The sequence below is a fragment of the Pelosinus sp. sgz500959 genome (assembly GCF_042610375.1).
Lineage (GTDB): Bacteria > Bacillota > Negativicutes > DSM-13327 > DSM-13327 > CTSoil-075.
Genome location: NZ_JBGJZL010000005.1, coordinates 1 through 22,905, shown reverse-complemented (window position 1 = coordinate 22,905; position 22,905 = coordinate 1). Strand labels below are relative to the sequence as shown.

Genomic DNA, 22,905 nt, shown 5'->3' with positions numbered 1-22,905 from the left:
AAACTTGACTTTTTGAGAACACCCCAATAATCGAGATGAATACCTTTTTAATGGTATATCTTCTCATTGTTGGGTGATAACGATGTTAAAAAACTTCATGACTTCTCTTGAAAATGCCAGAACACAAATTAATGATTCTTTTTTTATGTTTGCCAACCGTACAAAGAGTACATATTTTACAAAAAACACCGCTAAAATGAGTTTCAAGGATGCAATATATTTTATTTTAAAAGGATTAAGAAAAACCCTACAAATTGAGGTAGATGATTGGTTTGAATTTTTAGGTGGAGAAAATACGATGACAAAACAAGCATTTTCACAGCTTAGACAAAAAATTAAACCTGATGCCTTTATGCAGCTTAATGATAACTATATACGTTGGTTTTACAGTGATGACAATTTTAAAAAATATAAAGGCTATAGATTACTTTCAATAGATGGCAGCATTACTGAAATTCCGAATACTGTTAATAACAGAGACCATTTTGGGTATTATCATAACCAAAGTGACAGGCAGCAGGCACGGGCAATGGTATGTGTGATATGTGACATAGAAAATGATTATATACTTGAATCAGATATCCGCACTTGGAAATCCGCTGAAAGAGATGCAGCAAAAGATCTTATTGGAAAGCTTGAGCTTAAAGGATTTAAAAATGACTTATTTTTGTTTGATAGGGGTTATCCATCAAAGGATATGTTTGATTTTTTTGAAAGCAAGCATATCAAATATTTAATGAGAGTAAAGGTTAATAAATTCCATCCTGAATTTGATAAAGCAAATGATCCGGATCAGATTATCACGCTAATTCATAAAAACAAGACACTAACATTGCGGATTATTAACGTTATTTTATCAACCGGTCAAGTAGAAAAGTTAGTTACCAATATTATGGATATTGATTTTACGACTGAAGATTTCAAAGCGTTATATTTCAAATGTTGGGGAATAGAAGTTAAGTACAGTCAGTTAAAAAGCAGATACGAGCTTGAAAATTTTTCGGGAGTTAATCCAATAGCTATCATGCAGGATTTTTACGCAACGATATATTTATCAAACCTTATGACAATGGCTAAAGAGGAAGCTAATGAGAATGCCGAATCAAATAAAGAAAGCTTAAAATATGAATATTTTAATACCAAAAATGACCCGAGCATTAATAGAATGCTTCTATGAAGATGCCCCTGAAAAACGTACAATTTTATTTGATAGAGCAATGCGAAGCATTATAAAAAATCTTGTCCCAATACGTCCTTGCAGAAGTTTTCCTCGAAGAGAGCCTTCGAGAAAAAACAAATTTCCAGTTAATAAAAAACGTTCTATGTAAAAATGTGTAAGTTAAGCTTTATGACATTGGTCTGACGTCCCTAAGTGTCACCAAAAATTGCTTGTATTTTCAGTAAAATTTATATACATAAATTGTCATATTATGATAATATAATTAATATACATATTATACATCTAAGGAGAATAAGATATATGGGCCAAATGGAAGTCAATCAAATTAAGGATCGTATATTATCTGAATTTCGACACCTTATTGATATTAGCGATGTACAAAATCATGACCAATCACAATTAGAAAATTACTTGTTAACCAGATCACTTACTTCCTACGCTATTTATCTTTCTGCACCAAGTGATACCAAGGAGAATATAGTAAAATTTATTACTGACGGTTCTGGTGATAATGGATTAGATGCTGTCTATTATGACAATGAAAATAAACAACTATTACTCGTGCAATCAAAATGGAATCATAAAGGAGACTCCGAACCAGATTTAGGAGAAATAAAAAAATTTACAGGCGGAGTTAGAGATTTAATAGAGTTGAAATTTAATAAATTTAATAAAAAAATTAATGATCGTTCCGAGGAAATTAAAAGAATACTTCGGAAGGAAAAATTTAAATTAAAACTTATTCTTGTATATACAGCAATTAACTTAGCCAAACCAGCACAGCAAGAGCTCTCTGAGCTTCTAGAGGAATTAAATGATGCAAATGATTTTGCTGAATTAGAAATTCTTAACCAATCAAAGCTCCACCACTCCTTATATCATGCCCCGTCAGCAGACATTAATTTAGAGGTTCCTTTAATTCAATGGGGAAAATATGAAGAAGGTAAAAGAGCTTTTTATGGTCAAATACCCGCTACTCAAGTAGCAGCATGGTGGAATGATCATGGCAATAATCTTTTTTCTAAAAATTTGAGAAAACTTCTAGGCGATACAGACATAAATGAAGAAATCAAGGCCACTATCGAAGCTGCTCCCGCTGATTTTTGGTATTTCAATAACGGTATTACCATGATTTGTCATGAAGTTGAAAAACGTGCGGTTCATGGAAACAAGAGAGAATATGGTATCTTCGACTGCAAGCGAATTAGCATCGTAAACGGAGCCCAAACTGTAGGAACTATCGGGAAAGCGCTTAAAAATAATACTGCTCTTGCTGAAAACTTAGAAAATGCCTATATCAGCTTTAGAATTATTGAATTAAAAGATATTGATGAGGATAATAATATTTTTATTGATGAAAAATTTGCTGAAACAATTACCAAATGCAACAATAGACAAAATAAAATTGAGGCACGAGACTTTATTGGTTTAGACTCCATCCAGAAGCGAATAGAGCGTGATTTGTCAATACAAGGAATCACCTATCATGTAATGCGTTCTGCCGAAGTCTTAATAGATGATTTGAACTTTGATCTAAAAGAAAGTACTATTGCGCTGTCATGTGCCAAAGACATAGATGCTGCAATTACAGTATATCGCGAACCTAGTAAAGTGTGGAGCGATATAAGCCATGCCCGATACAAAAAATTATTCAACCCTGGTGTTACGAGTTTCTTCGTATACAACTGCGTAAGAATTTATCGTAATATAACAGAAGCTATCAGCCTCCTTAAAGATAAAAAAAATACGGACTACGCAGCAATTCTTTCATATGGAAATGAACTTATTTCTTGTATTGTCTATCAGACCATTGGTTCAATTAAAATTGAGAAAAACGCAATTAATCCTACTTCTTTTTTCCACGGCTACAACCTTGATGACTTGGTGAATAACATTGCCGACATCATATATACTGAAACACAAAAATCAACCAAAGCTATCCCTAATATATTCAAAAGTTTTACCGATTGTAGAATTCTTTACGAAACAGTACTAACAACAATAAGTGGCAGTACTGTAATAGCACCGATTAGTATTGATAGTCTTATTGAAGAAAAATTTTCTAATGATGTTTTAACAAAAACAAAAATTAAAAATTTCGACGAGAAAATAAGCGGCGATTCTATCGCTGAAGGCTTTTTCAGACATTGGATGGAACAATATGACTCTAAGCAACATGAATGTGGTCTAGTATCTAATATTCACCAATATCTTAAAGAAGGTTCCGAAAATAAAAGCTCTCGATTTATGTTTAGATTACAGTACTATACTACTTTAATTATACGGTTTAACCATAATTCCTATGGTACAACATATCGGAGTTTATTATATGACTATCCTGAATTTGATGCATGGCTCTCTTCAAACGGATATACTGATGGCAAAATTATTATCGATGATGATAAATCTTTAAATGCAGCAAAAGAACTATTAAATTTAGGAAATACTTTATTACTGACTCAAAAAAATGTTAAAATCCGTAGTTAATATTAAGAAGAAGCTTGAATTAAATATTCAAGCTTCTTCTTAATATTAACTACCTCAGATCTTCCAATAACCAAAATTTATTCTGCTTTCTCCTTAATCTCTGTTCCTCTGTAAATAGAACATTTGTTTCATTCTCAATTTTTTCAATCATACTAGAATCATCCTTATTCTGAAGCCTATTGATAATCGGTTCAATACTCCCAATTTCACAACCAATCCAACGTCGCTGAAGACATTCAGCAACAGCATATGTGGTTCCACTCCCTCCAAACGGATCGAATAATATATCGCCTTTATTAGTTGCCAAAGAAATAATCCGATGTAACAGTTTTACCGAAAGTTCATTTAATTCACGGTTTTTAAATTTTTTATGCCTAACTGGATGAATATCAGTCCATACATCAGCAATCGAAAGGCCATTTTCATGAAGATTCTTCTTTTTCCCACCATAGTCAAAGATTTCACCACCACAATGTCTACACGTTGCCATTGGTATTCTTTGTTTATTAAAGGTTTTAGGTCTTTCCCCCTTTGTATAATATAACAATCCATAATGTGATGGATTAAGCTTACCACCAACTGGAACGAGTCCTTTCATATAAATCGCAATCCAATGTCTAAAATTCAAGTACCTATTAAGTACATTTGCAATATGATTTTGCCAGTAAGGAATATTGTAAACAAAAAGAGAACCGCCTGGAGCTAAAATTCTAACACATTCTAGCAACCACGCTTCAGTCCATTCAAGATATCGCTCCTCCGACAATTCATCATCTACGCCCGATTCATAGACTTTCCCTAGATTAAACGGCGGATCAGCGAAAATCATGTCAATAGACCCCTCATCCATGGTTTTCATGAATTTAATACAGTCTGCCTGATAAAGGCTTCCAAGATCAGTTTCATACGAAACAGTAAAATTGCTTATTTTTTCATCATTAAATTCAGGAATTGCATCTAGTAAGATTTCAGGATTATCTGCAATCCATTTAATAATTTTAGTGTCTAAAACTCCCATACGAAGTTTCAACTCAATCTCTGACATTCTTAAGTAATTTAAAACTCTAAATAGAAGATCCCCATTCGGAAATATCCTATTGTCATTATGATATGTTAATAATTGGGGCTGAACCCCCAGCACCTTAGATATTCTCCCAATATCCTCCTTGTTTTGAATACCAAGTATTTTAAATAGCCTATTATAATGAAGTTTTTGTCCATTTGCCAAAATCCTCACTCCATTTCTTTTATATTTTATCACTCTTTTCTATAACAAGTAACGAACCTTTAAAAAAAATTACTTAATAATGAATGTCTCCACCTAAGAACTACATACTTCTAGGATTAAAAGGACACTAAGGGACACTAAGGGACGCTCCTTTTTTGACAACTTTATTGAAGGACACTAAGTGTCAAGTAAGAAGATTACAATAAAATCGGCAACTAGTATTTGCATAAAAGTATTGGTTTTCTTTTTTATATAACTTTTTCAATCAATAAGAGTTAATTTTATTGGTATATTACTAGAATAAAGAAGATTTATATTTAAAAATGAGGTTGGCTTTCACACAGTCTGACGGTAGTTATGTCTTAGATAAAATCAAAAGATGTTTTTATAAGACGAATCCTCAGTCCCCTTCTCTACATGAACTTAATAAGTATATAATTCAAAGTCTTCTTTTGTTGTATTTTTACAATTGTTAATGTAATTATTTGTCCCAACTTCATAATTACATTTAGCATGACTAAATGCAATATTCTCCATACTATAAAACATCTTCGCAGGATCATCACTTAAGAGCCATGATTCTTTATGGTCTATTGTGAAATCCTGAAAATCATCTATTTTTTCTCCACATCGAAAACAAGTTTCCATATTACATTTCCCGGCTAATTCAAACATCAGCAATTTATTAAGTCTAGATTTAGCAGTGCTTAACTTATCGCCAAGGACCGCTTCTATTTTCTTTGTACGCCTTTGATATGGCTTTAGCCCATCATTCGGAGTATTATGTCGAATTTTATTGGCATAGATCGCTGTGCAACTACGATTGCAGAAAAAATAATTACGACCTTCTTTTTCCTGTCTTCTTATTTCTTTATCCGCTTTCTCAAACTGAATTCCACATTGATGGCATATTACTTTCATAAAATAAAAACACCCCACCCTATATAATAGCTTATAAGTCTATTATATCCACGGTGGAGGCGAACTATACGATTGGTGGAGGCGAGGAGAATCGAACTCCTGTCCAAAGGCATCACTACATAGGTTTCTCCGAGCGCATTCTGTAATTTAAATTTCGCCCCGTTGACGCCTACAGACAGGCTTCGCTGGCGCTATCTCTTTAAAATTTCCCAGTCGGTCCGCGGAGAATAAGACCTCAGGTATCCTGCATTGTGACGTCCTAGCCTTCCCCACAGGAAGAGGGACGGTAGAACGTTAGCATTAAGCTGCTAAAGCGTATTCGTTGTTTGCAATTATATTTTCCCACCGTATTGACGGGCTGATGGAATCCCGGCTCGCTGCCTATGCCATAACCACCCCTGTCGAAACCTTTACGCCCCCGACTTCAGCAATTCATAACATTTCCCAGGAAATCTTGTCTACGTACGCTTCAAACGTTTACAAATTTCCTATTTATCTAACGAACAAGTCGCTAGATAAGGATGACTCAAATTCACTTAGAATGAAAACTCTATTTGAATTAAGTTTTTTTATGATTGTTCTTTATTATAACATAAAAATAGCTCTTTAGCCAACTATTACTTTTACCATTTTATTCAATTTTTTTAATAAAACTTGCAGAACGTATGGAATCTGCATATACTGTATAATTAAGGAGTGTGGTATGATTGAATCAACAACATTTAGGTGCTTTACTTGTACTGACATCTGCTACAGGTTTTGCGACCCTGCCTATTTTTATTAAAATAGCTTATACTGCTGGTGCAAATACGCTCACAGTATTAACTTTGCGTTTTATGTTAGCCGCTTTATTTCTCTGGATTATATTAAGACCATTAGGTATTTCACCTAACATTACTTTTAAAAATATTATTAAACTTTCTCTTATGGGAATTGTCGGTTACGGTTCTATGTCCTTCTTTTTTGCTACGTCTTTACAATATCTATCGGCTTCACTGGCAGAGATGTTGTTATTTACCTACCCAGTGATTGTTACGATCCTATCTTTTGCTATGGGTCATGAACAATTTACTTGGCCAAAAGGAATCGCGTTATTGATTTGTATTGTTGGGCTATTTTTAATTCTCGGTGTTTCTCTCACGAATATCAGTCAATTGGGTGTTGCCCTCGGTCTTGGCAGTGCTATCGTATATTCTTGTTATATTATGATTAGTAAAAGTGTCCTTAAAAATATACATTCCCTCGTTGCGACTACTTATGTATGCTCAGCTGCTGCTCTTGTCTTTGCTGCATATACCTGGAAGACAGATCAACTGATTCTAACTTTACCGACCACAGGCTGGTTAGCTCTACTGGGTATTGCACTTTTCGGAACAATTGTTGGGATTCTTGGTTTTTTTGCCGGTATCAGTAAAATGGGTGTGTCTAATGCATCAATTATTAGTACTGCTGAGCCTGTTATTGCAGTCTTATTGTCGGTACTCATGCTTGGCGAGCATCTTACGCTGCTACAAGCTGTAGGAGGCTTATTGATCGTTACTAGTATTTTGGTTCTACAGTTATGCACAAATCCTACGATAGAATTAGCAAAATCACCATACCAGCTTTCTGATTCCGTAAAGAAGACTTAAATTAAGTGGTTTTTCAACTTCATATTACTCCTAAAGTGACTTAGTCACGAGTCAATAGTCTAATTTAAAAATGGTCTGTATTGAAAGTAACAATTCAATACAGACCATTTTTTTAAGCTTTTTGACGTTCGCGAAATGCGCGATCGATTTCTCTTTTTGCATCACGTTCTGCCATATCTTGACGTTTATCATAATTTTTCTTACCCGTCGCCAACCCTATTTGGATTTTAGCAATACCATGGGTAAAATATAATTTTAGAGGTACTAAAGTATAACCTTTTTCTTGAGTTTTTCCAACTAGTTTATCAATTTCACTCCGATGCATCAATAGCTTGCGAGTTCTCAGAGGTTCATGATTGAAACGATTTCCTGCATCATATGGACTGATATGCATATTATGCAGCATCAATTCACTCTTTTCGATTTTAGCATAAGCATCTTTTAAATTGGCTTTTCCGGCCCGTAATGATTTTACTTCTGTACCTGTTAACACAAGACCAGCTTCATAACTTTCATGTATATGATAATCATGCCTGGCTTTTCGGTTATCAGCGACAGTTTTTATAGCTGCATTTTTTTCCAACGGTTCCACCTCACTACCACTTTATCCCATTATTTTTTCTTAGGTTTACTGCGCCGTGCTTTAGACTTCTTGGCAATGCTGTCTTTCGATTTTTGCCCTTTATTTTTAGCACTTACTGCAGGCTGCGGGCTATTTTTATTTACTGGTCTCTTATCTTTATTTTGTGATTTTACAGAGCTTGGTCGGCGACTGCCCGCCCGTTCAATCCATCCGCTATTGGATTCTAATACAAAATCAATATTACGCTCTTCAGGGTTGACACGTGTTAAGATAACTTTGACAGCATCCCCTAGGCGGTAGACCTTGCGCGTGCGCTCACCAATTAAAGCATATTGTTCTTCTACATAGCGATAGTAGTCATCTTCCATGCTTGATACTCGTACCAAGCCTTCTACTCCATTATCCAGTTCAACAAAAATACCAAAGGCAGTCACTCCATTAATAATTCCATCAAATGTCTCTCCAATAAATTGGGCCATATATTCTGCGGTCTTCAGGGAAACAGTTTCGCGTTCAGCTTCAGCTGCTGCTCGTTCCCTCTCTGAAGAATGCATCGCAATTTCGGGTAGCATAGCAGTCAATTTTTCTCGCCGCTTAGCCGATATATCTCCAGTATTAAAAGTCTCACGAATGACACGATGAACAATTAAATCAGGATAGCGACGGATAGGTGATGTAAAGTGAGTATAATAAGTTGCTGCTAAACCAAAATGTCCAATATTTTGAGATTCATAACGAGCTTGCTTTAAGGAACGTAACATGACAGTACTGATAATACGTTCTTCAGGACGTCCTGCAATGCGCGTTAGTACTTTTTGCAGAGCTCCCGGTTCGATATCATCAACTTTGGCAATTCCTTGTCCAAAGTTATGGAGCAGGGTATTAAGCTTAACCATTTTTTCAGCATCAGGCTCTTCATGAACACGAAAAACAAATGGTACCTTGAGTTTGTACATATGTTCAGCCACTGTTTCATTCGCGACTAGCATAAATTCTTCAATAATTGATTCAGCTAAACTACGCATTCTTTTGACAATTTCAATGGGTTTTCCTGTTTCATCAAGTTTAACTTTAAGCTCAGGAAAATCAAAATCAATGGCACCACGACGCATCCGACGTTCTCGTAAAATACGGCATAATCGTTCCATGTCTTCCAATTGTTTGAGTAACTCTTGATTTTCAGCAATCAATTCCTCATCATGCTCAACAAGAATTTTGCGCACAACCGTATAAGAAAAGCGCTTAATCACTCGAATGACACTAGGGAATATTTCATAATTCACCACTTGTCCTCGATGATCGATTTCCATATGGGCTGACATGGCTAACCGATCCTCACCTGCATTCAAACTGCAAATGCCATTTGACAAACGCCGCGGCAGCATGGGTAATACACGATCCACTAAATAAACACTTGTACCGCGTTCACGTGCTTCGGTATCAAGAATCGTATTTTCCCGTACATAATAACTGACATCCGCGATATATACGCCAAGAAGATGATTCCCATTTTTCAATCGTTCAACATATACACCATCATCCAAATCTTTGGCATCTTCACCATCAATTGTGATGATTGGCAAATGCCTTAGATCTCGTCTTCCAGCAATTTCATCTTCACTGATGATTTCTGGTGCTTTTTCAGCAGCCTCTTGAACTTCAATCGGAAATTCAATAGGCAAGTTATGCCTTTTAATGATTGATAATATTTCGATCCCCGTATCACCTTTGCTGCCTAGAACCTCAATAATTTTTCCTTCAGCACTCCGCTTTTTCTCTGGCCACTTCGTAATTTCTACGACGACTTTACTACCATTTTTGACGATATTTTTTTCATCTTTAGGAATAAAGATATCATGACCAAGACGTACATCATCAGGTGTTACAAACCCAAAATTACGACTGGCTTCAAAAGTTCCAACAATTCTTGGGTTAGCTCTTTCAATAATCCGAATGATTTCACCATCTCGGGATTTACCCTGACCGCTCTGACAATGAACACGCACCACAACACGATCGTGATGCATAGCCGTCATCATGGCATCAGGAGGAATAAACACATCCATTTCATTAGGCATCTTCACTTTATCAGGAATAACAAATCCATATCCTTTAGTACTCGCACTTAATTTTCCTACAATCAAGTTCATACGTTCAGGTACACCATATTTATCATAACGAGTTTTGATAATATCTGCATTTTTTTCAAGTTGATTGAGGACTGGCCATAATTCAGCAAGTTCTGTACCTTTCAGTTCCATTTCCTCTGCTAAATCCTCAGAGGTCAATGGTTTATAGGCTTCTTTTTTCATGAATTCTAAAATTTTATCTTTCAGCATCATGTTTTTTCATCCTCCAAAACTGCAATGGTTGCTTTACCTTGAGCGGTAATGGTACCATCTGGCAGCATAATTTCGCCAACTACTTCATACATGTTACCCCGTTTACCTGTTATTCTTGCAATTGCAGTTAATTTTTTTCCAATCGGTGTAGGTTGACGAAATCGCACGTCTAGTCTTGCCGTCACAGCATTAAAACCTTTTTTATGAATATAACGAGCCATCACTTCATCTAAAATTGTACTGACAAGACCACCATGCATAATACCATCATATCCCTGATGCTCAGGGCGAGGAACAAATGTTGTCATATAACTTTCATCTTTCTCAATAAACTCTAGTTGTAGTCCAATCGGATTTTCTTTACCGCATCCAAAACACCATTGATCCTTCTGATCCATATGTAACACCTCATTTTTTTCATTTTTAATTATAGAAAGTCAGCAATGTACGCAAAGACTCCTTCACGTTCTATATCAATGGTCACAATATGTCCAGATTTCTCCAACCAAATTAACTGTTTATCCTCAGTTCCTACTTTATCATAGATATATTGAGCACTGCGCGCCTGAACTGTATGATCACGTCGCCCTTGGATAATCAATAAAGGTACAGCAATACTCGGCAATAGTGCATCGACATGTTGAATGAGATCGAGTAAGCTGCTTAGACTACGAAGAGGCGTAGACTTATAACAGACTGTATATTTCGATGGAATATCCGCATATGCTTTTCGTTTTTTTGGAACAAACTTTCGAAACATTCGATATACAGGCAATAAATCTAAACGTTTGTCTGCAATAAAAATCGGCGTACTAAGAGACACAATTTTATCCACTTTATATTCTGTCCCTAATTTAAAAGCAAGTAGTCCCCCCATGGATAACCCTATGACTACAACGCGGTTACAGATGGATTTTAAAATATGATAGGCATCTTCAACAGTGCTATACCAATGAGACCATTGCGTATTTGCCATTTCCTCTACGGTTGTCCCATGTCCAGAAAGACGTGGCGCCAAAACAGTATATCCTTTTTTATGTAAAAACTCACCAAGAAGTCCCATTTCAGCAGGCGAACCAGTGAAACCATGGATAAGTAAAACTCCACAATCTCCCCCCAATAAAAAAAGTGGTTCGGCACCTTCCATTATCGCCAATAGCAAGCACCTCCATTAAAATTACTCTTTTTATCAGATAATAAAGTCTCCTTTATAATTATACCATTTTACAGAATAAAAATTCCATATTCAAAAAAATATAAAGAAAAGACTTGGCTTGTGCCAAGTCTTCAATAAAGATTATTCATCTTTTTAGCTTAAAAGAATAACAGTGGAGCAATGATCAAGGAAATCGTACCCGCTACTTTGATCAGTGGATTCATTGCCGGTCCAGAAGTATCCTTAAATGGATCGCCTACTGTATCACCAATAACGGCAGCAGCATGAGCTGGCGTACCTTTTCCCCCATGTTTACCTGTTTCAATATATTTTTTAGCATTGTCCCAAGCGCCACCCGCATTGGACATAAAGATAGCTAGCAAAACTCCAGCGGCAGTTGCACCGGCTAGAAACCCAGCTAATGCCTTAGCCCCCATAATAAATCCGACAAAAATGGGACCGCCTACAGCAAAGACACCAGGCATAAACATTTCTCTGATAGCAGCTTTTGTACTAATGTCTACACATGCTGCATAATCAGGGCGTCCAGTACCTTCCATAATTCCAGGAATTTCGCGGAACTGCCGACGAACTTCAGCAATCATTTCAAAAGCAGCTTTACCAACAGCTTCCATGGTATAAGCACATACCAAGAACGGCAACGTTGCTCCTAAGAAAATCCCAATAATGACTGTTGGTTCTGTTAAATTAACTACCAAATGACCATTAACTAACAAATCTGATAATTTTGGATTTTTAGCAATTTCTTCACCAAAGGCAGTAAATAAAGCAAGTGCAGTTAAGGCTGCTGAGCCAATAGCAAATCCTTTTGCAATAGCAGCTGTCGTATTACCTACGGCATCCAATTTATCAGTGGTTTTGCGAACTTCTTCTCCAAGTCCTGCCATTTCTGCAATACCACCTGCATTATCAGCAACAGGTCCGAAAGAGTCAACAGCAACGACCATGCCTGCCGTACAAAGCATCCCCATCGCCGCCATAGCAATCCCATAAATTCCAGCTTCATGATATGAGACCCAAATCGCAACGGCAAATACCAACATAGGAAGAGCCGTACTTTTAAGCCCCGTAGCAATCCCTGCAATAATATTAGTCGCTGCCCCTGTTTCACAAGCCTCAGCAATCAACCTGGTTGGCATTTTAGCACTGGAAGTATAATATTCAGTAATCATCCCTACCAAAACATTGACCACTAAACCTGCGACGATGGCAATAAAGATACCAAATCCCTTATCTCCAAAAATATGATTTGCTAAACCATATGCCATAATAGCCGTCAATAGATTTGTCCCCCACAATCCACGATTAAGCGCAGCTTGCGGATCTCCATCTTCACCAGTACGTACTAAAAATGTGCTCAAAATGGCGGCTAATATACCTGCAGCACCAATCAAAAGAGGGAATAACACACCATTGATACCATACAGTGTATTACCAATCAGCATGGCCGCAATGGCAGTCGCACCATATGATTCAAATAAGTCAGCACCCATACCAGCCGTATCCCCAACATTGTCACCAACATTATCTGCAATAACAGCTGGGTTACGAGGGTCATCCTCTGGAATACCAGCTTCTACTTTACCTACTAAGTCTGCTCCCACATCGGCTGCTTTGGTGAAAATCCCACCGCCAATTCTCGCAAAAAACGCAATGGCACTGGCACCAAAAGCAAAACTATTAATAACAACAGGATCACGAAATAATATGTATAATACAGAGACTCCAAGCAACGCAAGACCTACAACTGACATACCCATAACTGCCCCTGCCCGAAAAGAAACGCTTAGCGCTTTATTCAGACTATGGCGGGCGGCCTCGGTAGTGCGAGCATTAGCCTTAGTTGTTGAAGTCATTCCCACATAACCAGCTATTGCCGAAGACACTGCACCCACTAAAAAAGATACAGCTAATTTATAACCATCAACAAAAAACAATATGGCAAAGATCACTACAGTAAACGGAATTAAGGTCTTATACTGCCTGTTTAAATAAGCCATTGCCCCTTCAAAAATTGCCTTTGATAAATCCTGCATTTTTTCATTACCAGGGCTTTCGCTCAGCACACTCTTCATGAAATATGCCGCAAATAGTAATGCTACTATCCCGGCCATTGGCGCAATATACAATAAATCCATATCTCTTTTCCCCCTTATGCTAAACAGCTTGTCCGCGTTGTGATGAAAAGTTCTCAACTATATGGTTGATGATAGGTATACATTTAACTATTGTATGATATTGTTTTTTATTAAATTGTCTGGCATCTAAACTACTGTATGTGGGATGATCTGCAACTATTAGCTCATTAATTTGACGAGTGATAAGGTAACGATTGCAAATAAAGCTCCAAGAATCATCGTTACTTTCGATAAATATTCATCAAGACCTTTTTTCTTACCACCTAAAACACTCTCAGCACCGCCACCAATCGACCCGGATAAACCTCCGCCTTTACCTGATTGCAATACTACAGCAGCAATCAAAGCAATTGAAAGAATAGCTTCAATAATTTGTAAAACTATAACCAAAGTGATAACATCCTCCTTATACTCATACGTTCTTTATATTGTATCATAACCAAAATCAATTTGACACTATTTTAGCCACTTTATTATGTTATTACCATTTTTTGCAACAATAAAACACCAAGATAACAACAATATCTTGTTTGTTATCATCTCAGTGTTACTCTTGTACTTTATTCAACCACGTGAACACGAATTAAATTGGTCGTTCCACTGGTTCCTGCTGGGACTCCCGCAGTAATTACAACTAAATCCCCTACATCAATCGCTCCTGCCTTCAGAGAATCAAGAATTGCATATTTAACCATCTCATCGGAATTTTGATGACTAGTGCCAATTACAGGGTAAACGCCCCACAATAATTGTACAAGACGCGCTGTTTTTTCATTGGCGGTTACAGCAATAATTGCAGCTTGTGGTCGGTATTTAGAAACCATTCGTGATGTATACCCTGATTCTGTAGCTGTAAGAATAGCTGCTGCACCGAGCTGCTGCGCAATCTGGACTGTAGCGTGACTAATGGCATCCGTCGTCGTATTATGGAGGGAAAGCCCTTTACGCACTAATATATCACTATAAGGTAAGGAATTTTCCGTACGAATTGCAATTTTCGCCATCATCGCAACAGCTTCCACAGGATAAAAACCTGTTGCGGTTTCACCACTTAGCATAATAACGTCTGTACCATCCATAATGGCATTGGCAATATCACTTGCCTCAGCGCGAGTTGGACGGGGATTCACAATCATTGATTCTAGCATCTGGGTTGCAGTGATGACAGGTTTGCCGACCTTATTACATTTTCCAATAATCATTTTTTGCACAAGTGGTACTTCTTCAGTTGGAATCTCCACACCAAGATCCCCCCGCGCTACCATGATTCCATCAGATACTTTAATAATTTCGTCAATATTTTTAACTCCTGCTGCACTTTCAATTTTAGAGATGATGCGTATATCAGAATTGGCTTCTTCGAGCAATTTTCGAATGTCTAGTACATCACTTGCTCTTTGGACAAAAGAAGCTGCGATAAAATCCATACCTTCTTTTACAGCAAATCCTATATCTTTAATATCTTGCTCTGATAAGGGTGGTAAACTGATGGTTACGCCAGGTACTGCTACACGTTTTCGATTACCAATCTCCCCCGTATTAAGCACAGTTGTATGAATATCATCCCCTTCAACTCGATCAACAGCGAGGCAAACTAGGCCATCTGCTAATAAAATTTGATTGCCGGGCGCTACTTCTTGTGGTAAATTTTTATGATTAACGAAGCTAATATCTTTTGTCCCATCGACATGCCTTGCAGTTAAAATGAACTTTTCTCCTTGAGTAAGGGTCACTTTGCCTTCAATAAAATCTCCAAGACGCATTTCGGGTCCCTTAGTATCGAGCATTAAGGCGACTGGCTGCTGAACTTCATGAGATGCGGTACGCACCATATCAATCCGTTTCTTATGTTCTGCATGAGTCCCATGAGAAAAGTTACACCGAGCCACGTTCATACCAGCAGAAATCATTTGAGATAAGATGTTTAGAGAATCAGTACTTGGACCAATTGTACATACAATTTTTGTTTTTTTCATAATGGCTAAATTCTCCTTTCGATTTCCATACCCACTTTAACCATTCGACAAAGTCGTGCTGTTCCCTTTGTTATTAACGCTGCTCCGCATTCAATGCATTCATCTAAACTCATCGGACCAGGAACGGTACTCATTAATCCATCAATCCCGTGCTGCAGCACGTCTTCATGTCCTTGCCCAAGACCACCAGCGATGCATAGTGTAGGGATATTATATTTTTTAGCAAGCTTAGCCACCCCGACGGGCGCTTTTCCAAAAGCAGTCTGAAAATCAGTTCGTCCTTCCCCTGTAATAACGAGCTGCGCTGTTTTCACTAAGGATTCAAATCCAGTGGTTGTAAGAACAATTTCTACACCTGGTCGCAGCTTTGCATTTGTAAAAAAGAGGAGTCCTGCACCAAGTCCGCCTGCTGCACCTGCGCCAGGGCACTCAGCTACATCTTTACCCGTTACCTTTTGTACTTTACTAGCGAAGTTTTTAAGTGCGGCATCAAGTTCAGTCACCATTTCAGGAGTTGCTCCCTTTTGCGGTCCGTACACAGCGGTTGCTCCTTTGGGTCCGCATAGAGGATTATCAACATCACAGGCAACCATGATGGTCGTCTCAGCAAGACGCACATCTAAACTCGAAAGATCAACATGATCTAATTGAGCAAGAGCAGCCCCCCCATAAGTTAATTCTTGCCCATCTTTATTGAGAAACTTTACTCCTAAAGCCTGGGCCATACCACAACCACCATCATTCGTTGCGCTGCCACCAATACCAATAATAATTTTTCCCAATCCCTTATCAAGAGCTGCTTTTATTAACTCTCCTGTTCCATAGGTCGTTGTAATACGTGGATTTTTCATTTCCTTTGGAACAAGGGGCAACCCAGAAGCTGCCGCCATCTCAATTACAGCTGTTTCACCATCACCAAGAATCCCCCAATAAGCTTCTATTGAGTCGCCAAGTGGTCCCACTACCTTTTGGTATATCACTTGTCCATTCGTCGCCGTTACAAGTGCCTCTACTGTACCCTCTCCGCCATCTGCAATGGGAAGTTTAATGACCTCTGCATCAGGAAAGACTTCTTTAATGCCTTTTTCCATTGCATTTGCAGTACCGACCGCTGATACGCTACCTTTAAAAGAATCAGGTGCCACTATAATACGCATGATCATCCTCCATTTTCTGATTGATTTTTTCCTTTTACTGTTAAGTCTAATTCTATCTAAAATCTGAATTTATTACAATGTTCAATTTTTATAATGTTTATTCCTCTATATAGTTTATTATTATGTATTTTATACAATGAACGTAAAAATTTTTCCCTAAATCTTCTAGCAAATTGCATACAAAATTTCTTTACGTTATAATCGGTGATAGTAGGAATTTTTTTGCAATCTTGCGAGAGAAAACGGGGTGGATATCTTTGCTTTTAACCAGTCAATTAGCTCAACCAATTGTTGATAGCGTAATGCCAATTGCTCTTCAAAATATCAATATTATGGATAGCCAAGGCATGATCATTGCATCAGGTCATACACATCGAATTAATACCTTTCACAAAGGTGCAAAAGATGTCATTAGCAGCGCCCAAACAGTCGAAATTTATCCTAATGATCTGGAGCAATATACTGGATCACTTCCTGGTCTTAATATGCCGATTGTATTAAATGATCAAGTAATCGGTGTTGTTGGTATATCAGGTCATCCAGATGAAGTTAGGGCACTTGCTCGCATGGTTAAAATGGTTACTGAGCTCATATTAGAACAAGAAGTGACTCAAGAAGAAATTCGCTCTCAGTTCCAATTACGAGAAAATTTTGCTACGATACTTTTATCTGATCATGCCACTAGTAGTCATGATAAATTAGTCACAACTGCCAAACTACTCAAATTTGAGCTCAACCTCCCGCGCCTTGTACTCGTTATCGATACCAAACCTCTTCTAAACCTTGCCTTTACTACCTATGGTCAAAATGACCTTGTATCTTCGCGAGCGAAAGAAAACATAGTCCAGCTCATATCAAATCCTCCATATGTAAACAGCCAAGATTTAGTTGTATTTATCGAAGATAAGCTGATTATTCTTAAATATTTCGAACCAAAAACTGTAGAAACTCTCTATAAAAAATGGGGATTAGATCTCTTAAAACAATTAAATCCAAGTAACGTCCTACTCAATGTAGGAATTGGAAGTCTGGTAATGAAATACACAGCATTAAGTCAGTCTTATCAGGAAGCCTTGTTTGTGTTACATGGGGATCATGGCCCAAATTCCATAAATAGCATTTATGATTTTCATATTTTAGCGGCATATCTTCTTAAGAAACTAAGGATAAATGAGCCCTGCCAATCACTTGAAAGTATTAAAGAAAAACTGGACACGAACTTAACGCGAAAATATGATATGAAAAATACAGTGATTCATCTTTTAAATAATGATCTTAGCATTACGAATACAGCTAAAAGTCTCTATATACACCGTAATACTTTATTATTTCGCCTTGGTAAACTTAAAGACGCTACAGGGCTTGATCCATGCCGTTTTCTGAATCATGCTTTCCTATGCAAAATAATCTTTGAGTAATAAACAAAAAGGTAGAGTGCCATCCTTCTTAAGATGGCGCTCTACCTTTTTAACTACCTTTACGTATAGCAGGGTTATGATTTCATATTATAAAATACTTTACGACCTTTGTATTGACCAATTGTGCTCAATTCTTCTTCAATGCGTAGAAGTTGGTTGTATTTAGCAACACGGTCACTACGAGTTGGTGCGCCAGTTTTAATTTGACCAGCATTGACTGCAACAGCAATGTCAGCGATCGTAGCATCTTCTGTTTCACCAGAACGATGGGAAATAACGCAAGTATAACCTGCACGTTTTGCCATTTCAATGGTATCAAAAGTTTCAGTCAATGTACCGATTTGGTTAACTTTAACCAAAATGGAGTTAGCTGTTTTAGCTTCAATACCACGAGCTAAACGCTCAGTGTTAGTAACAAACAAATCATCACCAACGATTTGAATTTTTTTGCCCAATTTTTCAGTCATGAGCGCCCAACCTGCCCAGTCATCTTCGGACATACCATCTTCGATAGAAAGGATAGGATATTTTCCTACTAATTGAGCATAGAATTCAACCATTTCTTCAGAAGTTTTGATTACGCCTTCGCCTTCAAGATTGTATTTGCCATCTTTATAGATTTCAGTTGCTGCTACGTCAAGCGCTAAACCAAAATCTTCGCCTGGTTTGTAACCAGCTTTTGTAATGGCTTCTACAATGATTCCTAATGCTTGTTCATTGGAAGCAAGGTTTGGAGCAAAGCCGCCTTCATCACCAATTGCAGTGTTAAGGCCAAGACCTTTTAATACGCTTTTTAGTGTGTGATATACTTCAGCACACATACGAAGCCCTTCTGCAAACGTGCTTGCGCCAACTGGCATAATCATGAATTCTTGAATATCTACGTTATTGTCAGCATGAGCGCCGCCATTGAGGATATTCATCATTGGTACTGGTAATTCTTTAGCATTAAAGCCACCAAGGTATTGGTATAAAGGAAGTCCAAGAGCAATCGCAGCAGCTTTTGCTACAGCCATGGAAACACCAAGGATTGCATTTGCACCAAGTACGGATTTGTTATGAGTGCCATCAAGTTCGATCATGGCTTCGTCAATACCCACTTGATCAAATACATTCATGCCTACAACTTCAGCAGCGATTACGTTGTTTACGTTTTCTACAGCTTTCAGTACGCCTTTTCCTAAATAACGGCTTTTGTCACCATCACGAAGTTCTACAGCTTCATGTTGACCTGTGGAAGCGCCTGACGGAACAGCAGCGCGACCCATTGTACCATCTTCTAATATTACATCCACCTCAACTGTAGGGTTACCACGGGAATCCATAACTTCTCTTGCTAATACTTCTGTAATAATCATTGTAAAAACTCCATTTATTTATTTTATTTACTCTACTCGGTTAAACCACATGAACGCGAATTAAATTGGTGGTTCCGCTCGTGCCCGCTGGGACGCCAGCAGTAATCACAACCAAATCTTCACTATGAATCATCCCTGAATGAAGTGAGGTAAGGATTGAATTTTTCACCATTTCATCAGAATTTTGATGGCTACTGCCCATTAACGGATAAACTCCCCATAATAATTGAGCACGGCGCGCAGTTTTTTCATTGGGGGTTACGGCAAGAATATACGATTGTGGACGGTATTTGGAAACCATCCGCGGTGTATACCCTGATTCTGTCGCAGTAATAATCGCCGCTGCTTCTAGTTGCTGAGCAATCTGTACTGTAGCATGGCTAATGGCATCCGTCGTCGTATTATTAAGGGAGAGGCCTTTATGGCGCAAGATATCACCATATGGCAAGGATTTTTCAGTACGAATGGCAATTTTGGCCATTACAGAAACGGCTTCGAGTGGATAAAGTCCAGAGGCAGTTTCACCGCTTAACATAATTGCATCCGTACCATCCATAATTGCATTGGCAACATCACTGGCTTCAGCGCGAGTTGGGCGTGGATTTACAATCATTGACTCTAGCATCTGGGTTGCAGTAATAACAGGTTTGCCGACTTTATTACATTTTTCAATAATCATTTTTTGTACGATTGGTACTTCTTCCGTTGGAATTTCTACACCAAGATCACCTCGGGCTACCATAATTCCATCCGATACTTTAATAATTTCGTCAATATTTTTGACACCTTCAGCACTTTCAATCTTGGAGATGATCTGTATATCCGAATTGACTTCTTCAAGCAACTTCCGAATGGCAAGTACATCAGCAGCTCTTTGGATAAAAGAAGCAGCGATGAAATCCATGCCCTCTTTGGCAGCAAATAACACATCTTTACTATCTTGCTCTGATAAAGGCGGTAAACTTACGGATACACCAGGTACTGCTACACGTTTTTTGTTGCCAATAATCCCCGTATTGAGCACTGTCGTATGGATATCGTCCCCTTCAATCTTATCGACACTAAGGCAAACTAGACCATCAGCTAATAAAATTTGATTGCCCGGTTGCACCTCTTGTGGTAATTGTTTATGATTGACAAAGCTAATATCCTTTGTTCCTTTTACATCTCTTGATGTTAAAATAAACTTTTCGCCTTGGTTAATTGTAACCTTACCTTCAACAAAATCGCCAAGACGCATTTCTGGCCCTTTCGTATCAAGCATCAGTGCTACCGGCTGCTGAACAGTAAGGGCTGCATTTCTTACCATATCCATCCGCTTTTTATGATCTTCATGGGTTCCATGGGAGAAATTACATCGAGCAACATTCATCCCTGCTAAAATTATCTGGGATAAAAGCTCCGGAGAATCAGTACTTGGTCCAATTGTACATACTATCTTCGTTTTTTTCATAATGAGTGGTTCACCCTTTCCATTTCCATACCAACTTTAACAATGTGGCAGAGGCGTTTTGTTCCCTTTTCAATTAATTCTGCCCCGTATTCTATACACTCCTCTAAACTCATAGGGCCAGGAACAGTACTCATCAACCCATCAATTCCATGTTGCAATACATCTTCGTGCCCCTGTCCAAGACCACCGGCTATGCATACAGTGGGTACATTATATTTTTTAGCGAGTTTAGCGACTCCAACGGGAGCTTTACCAAAAGCAGTCTGAAAATCAGTTCGTCCTTCCCCTGTAATAACAAGTTGCGCCGTTTCCACTAAGGATTCAAATCCAGTGGTTGTAAGAACAATTTCTACACCTGGTCGCAGCTTTGCATTTGTAAAAAAGAGGAGTCCCGCACCAAGTCCGCCCGCTGCACCTGCACCAGGGCACTCTGCTACATCTTTGCCCGTTACCTCTTGTACTTTACTAGCGAAGTTTTTAAGCGCAGCATCAAGTTCAATGACCATTTCAGGAGTTGCTCCTTTTTGCGGTCCATATACAGCCGTTGCTCCTTTGGGTCCGCATAAAGGATTATCAACATCACAGGCAACCATGATGGTTGTCTCAACAAGACGCACATCTAAATTAGAAAGATCAACATAATCTAATTGGGCAAGAGCGCCCCCTCCATGAGATAACTCTTGTCGAGCTGCATTTTGAAAACTTCCTCCTAGAGCTTGGGCCATGCCACATCCGCCGTCATTTGTTGCACTGCCGCCGATACCAATAATAATTTTTCTCAATCCTCTATCAAGAGCAGCTTTTATTAATTCTCCGGTCCCGTAGGTTGTTGTAATACGCGGATCTTTCTTGTCCATAGGAACAAGGGGCAATCCAGAAGCTGATGCCATCTCAATTACAGCTGTTTCACCATCACCAAGAATACCCCAGCAAGCCTCTACCTGATCGCCAAGTGGCCCCACCACAGTTTGATATATGATCTGTCCCTTTGTTGCCGTCACAAGAGCCTCTACTGTACCTTCGCCTCCGTCTGCAATAGGAACTTTAATGACTTGTGCATCAGGAAAAACCGCCTTAATGCCTTTTTCCATCGCATTTGCTGTACCGACTGCCGATACACTGCCTTTAAAAGAATCTGGCGCAACGATAATACGCATACTCATCCTCTACTTTCTGATTAAAATTTTCGTCCTACCCCTAAGCTTTATTCTATGTAAAATCTGAATTTATTACAATGTTTAAACTATCTAATGTTTAGCTTGTTCCTCAGCTAAATATTGTGTATTTTATCCAATGAATCAACATAAATCATTAAGTAAAATGTAAAAAAAGCTAGAGTACCATCTCTTTTAAGATGGTACTCTAGCTTTTCACTAAGTACTGCTACGTTATAGCAGAACTATTTTTTCATGTTATAGAATACTTTACGGCCTTTGTATTGGCCAATTGTACTCAATTCTTCTTCAATGCGTAGAAGTTGGTTGTATTTAGCAACACGGTCACTACGAGTTGGTGCGCCAGTTTTAATTTGACCAGCATTGACTGCAACAGCAATGTCAGCGATCGTAGCATCTTCTGTTTCACCAGAACGATGGGAAATAACGCAAGTATAACCTGCACGTTTTGCCATTTCAATGGTATCAAAAGTTTCAGTCAATGTACCGATTTGGTTAACTTTAACCAAAATGGAGTTAGCTGTTTTAGCTTCAATACCACGAGCTAAACGCTCAGTGTTAGTAACAAACAAATCATCACCAACGATTTGAATTTTTTTGCCCAATTTTTCAGTCATGAGCGCCCAACCTGCCCAGTCATCTTCGGACATACCATCTTCGATAGAAAGGATAGGATATTTT

15 protein-coding genes, 1 other RNA gene and 3 pseudogenes are annotated in these 22,905 nt (G+C 38.1%); 4 read left to right on the top strand and 15 right to left on the bottom strand.

Annotation, left to right across the window (positions count from 1 at the left end):
- Positions 1-82: 82 nt before the first annotated feature.
- The gene (locus tag ACAN52_RS09155; protein WP_378954390.1) at positions 83-1,177 is read left to right on the top strand and encodes an IS4 family transposase; all 1,095 of its coding nucleotides are present in this window, start codon (positions 83-85) and stop codon (positions 1,175-1,177) included.
- Between the two features lie 303 nt (positions 1,178-1,480).
- Complete coding sequence (locus ACAN52_RS09150; protein ID WP_378954389.1) at positions 1,481-3,667, top strand: AIPR family protein; 2,187 nt, start codon at positions 1,481-1,483, stop codon at positions 3,665-3,667.
- 49 nt (positions 3,668-3,716) lie between these two features.
- Here the strand turns inward: ACAN52_RS09150 and ACAN52_RS09145 are convergent, their stop codons facing one another.
- From ACAN52_RS09145 to ssrA, 3 genes are all read right to left on the bottom strand, one after another.
- On the bottom strand, positions 3,717-4,895 hold the full coding sequence (locus ACAN52_RS09145) for a DNA-methyltransferase (RefSeq protein ID WP_378954388.1): 1,179 nt from the start codon (positions 4,893-4,895) through the stop codon (positions 3,717-3,719).
- Positions 4,896-5,318: 423 nt separating this feature from the next.
- The gene (locus ACAN52_RS09140; RefSeq protein ID WP_378954387.1) at positions 5,319-5,816 is read right to left on the bottom strand and encodes a hypothetical protein; all 498 of its coding nucleotides are present in this window, start codon (positions 5,814-5,816) and stop codon (positions 5,319-5,321) included.
- 73 nt (positions 5,817-5,889) lie between these two features.
- Positions 5,890-6,236, bottom strand: a transfer-messenger RNA (tmRNA) gene (gene ssrA / locus ACAN52_RS09135).
- A gap of 287 nt (positions 6,237-6,523) precedes the next feature.
- Here ssrA and ACAN52_RS09130 point away from each other — a divergent pair.
- Positions 6,524-7,447, top strand: coding sequence for a DMT family transporter (locus ACAN52_RS09130; protein WP_378954386.1), 924 nt, complete (start codon positions 6,524-6,526; stop codon positions 7,445-7,447).
- A 112-nt stretch (positions 7,448-7,559) separates the two neighbouring features.
- Here the strand turns inward: ACAN52_RS09130 and smpB are convergent, their stop codons facing one another.
- From smpB to ACAN52_RS09090, 8 genes and pseudogenes are all read right to left on the bottom strand, one after another.
- Positions 7,560-8,030: an SsrA-binding protein SmpB gene (gene smpB / locus ACAN52_RS09125; protein WP_378954384.1), complete on the bottom strand. Its 471-nt coding sequence runs from the start codon at positions 8,028-8,030 to the stop codon at positions 7,560-7,562.
- A 29-nt stretch (positions 8,031-8,059) separates the two neighbouring features.
- Positions 8,060-10,372 carry a ribonuclease R gene (rnr, locus tag ACAN52_RS09120; RefSeq protein ID WP_378954383.1) on the bottom strand — a complete coding sequence of 771 codons (2,313 nt, stop codon included), beginning with the start codon at positions 10,370-10,372 and terminating at the stop codon, positions 8,060-8,062.
- On the bottom strand, positions 10,369-10,770 hold the full coding sequence (locus tag ACAN52_RS09115) for a PaaI family thioesterase (protein ID WP_378954382.1): 402 nt from the start codon (positions 10,768-10,770) through the stop codon (positions 10,369-10,371). The genes rnr and ACAN52_RS09115 overlap by 4 nt, the downstream gene beginning before the upstream one ends.
- Positions 10,771-10,799: 29 nt before the next feature.
- Positions 10,800-11,528, bottom strand: a complete 729-nt coding sequence (locus ACAN52_RS09110) for an alpha/beta hydrolase (protein WP_378954381.1) — start codon at positions 11,526-11,528, stop codon at positions 10,800-10,802.
- Positions 11,529-11,686: 158 nt separating this feature from the next.
- Positions 11,687-13,687, bottom strand: coding sequence for a sodium-translocating pyrophosphatase (locus ACAN52_RS09105; RefSeq protein WP_378954380.1), 2,001 nt, complete (start codon positions 13,685-13,687; stop codon positions 11,687-11,689).
- Positions 13,688-13,846: 159 nt separating this feature from the next.
- Entirely contained in the window at positions 13,847-14,077 is a 231-nt protein-coding gene (gene secG / locus ACAN52_RS09100; protein ID WP_378954379.1) for a preprotein translocase subunit SecG, read from the bottom strand.
- 176 nt (positions 14,078-14,253) lie between these two features.
- A pseudogene (gene pyk / locus ACAN52_RS09095) lies at positions 14,254-15,666 on the bottom strand (pyruvate kinase); the annotation flags it as partial.
- Between the two features lie 2 nt (positions 15,667-15,668).
- Complete coding sequence (locus ACAN52_RS09090) at positions 15,669-16,820, bottom strand: glycerate kinase (RefSeq protein WP_378954378.1); 1,152 nt, start codon at positions 16,818-16,820, stop codon at positions 15,669-15,671.
- A 257-nt stretch (positions 16,821-17,077) separates the two neighbouring features.
- Here ACAN52_RS09090 and ACAN52_RS09085 point away from each other — a divergent pair, with 257 nt between their 5' ends.
- Positions 17,078-18,238: a CdaR family transcriptional regulator gene (locus ACAN52_RS09085; protein ID WP_378954377.1), complete on the top strand. Its 1,161-nt coding sequence runs from the start codon at positions 17,078-17,080 to the stop codon at positions 18,236-18,238.
- Positions 18,239-18,312: 74 nt separating this feature from the next.
- On the opposite strand, the gene eno (ACAN52_RS09080) is transcribed toward ACAN52_RS09085, so the two are convergent.
- The 4 genes and pseudogenes from eno (ACAN52_RS09080) to eno (ACAN52_RS09065) all read right to left on the bottom strand — a co-directional run.
- Positions 18,313-19,596, bottom strand: a complete 1,284-nt coding sequence (eno, locus tag ACAN52_RS09080) for a phosphopyruvate hydratase (protein WP_378954376.1) — start codon at positions 19,594-19,596, stop codon at positions 18,313-18,315.
- 43 nt (positions 19,597-19,639) lie between these two features.
- Positions 19,640-21,052: pseudogene (pyk, locus tag ACAN52_RS09075) on the bottom strand (pyruvate kinase); the annotation flags it as partial.
- Complete coding sequence (locus ACAN52_RS09070) at positions 21,046-22,206, bottom strand: glycerate kinase (RefSeq protein WP_378954375.1); 1,161 nt, start codon at positions 22,204-22,206, stop codon at positions 21,046-21,048. The gene ACAN52_RS09070 and the pseudogene pyk (ACAN52_RS09075), both read right to left, overlap by 7 nt.
- 242 nt (positions 22,207-22,448) lie before the next feature.
- Positions 22,449-22,905: pseudogene (gene eno / locus ACAN52_RS09065) on the bottom strand (phosphopyruvate hydratase); the annotation flags it as partial.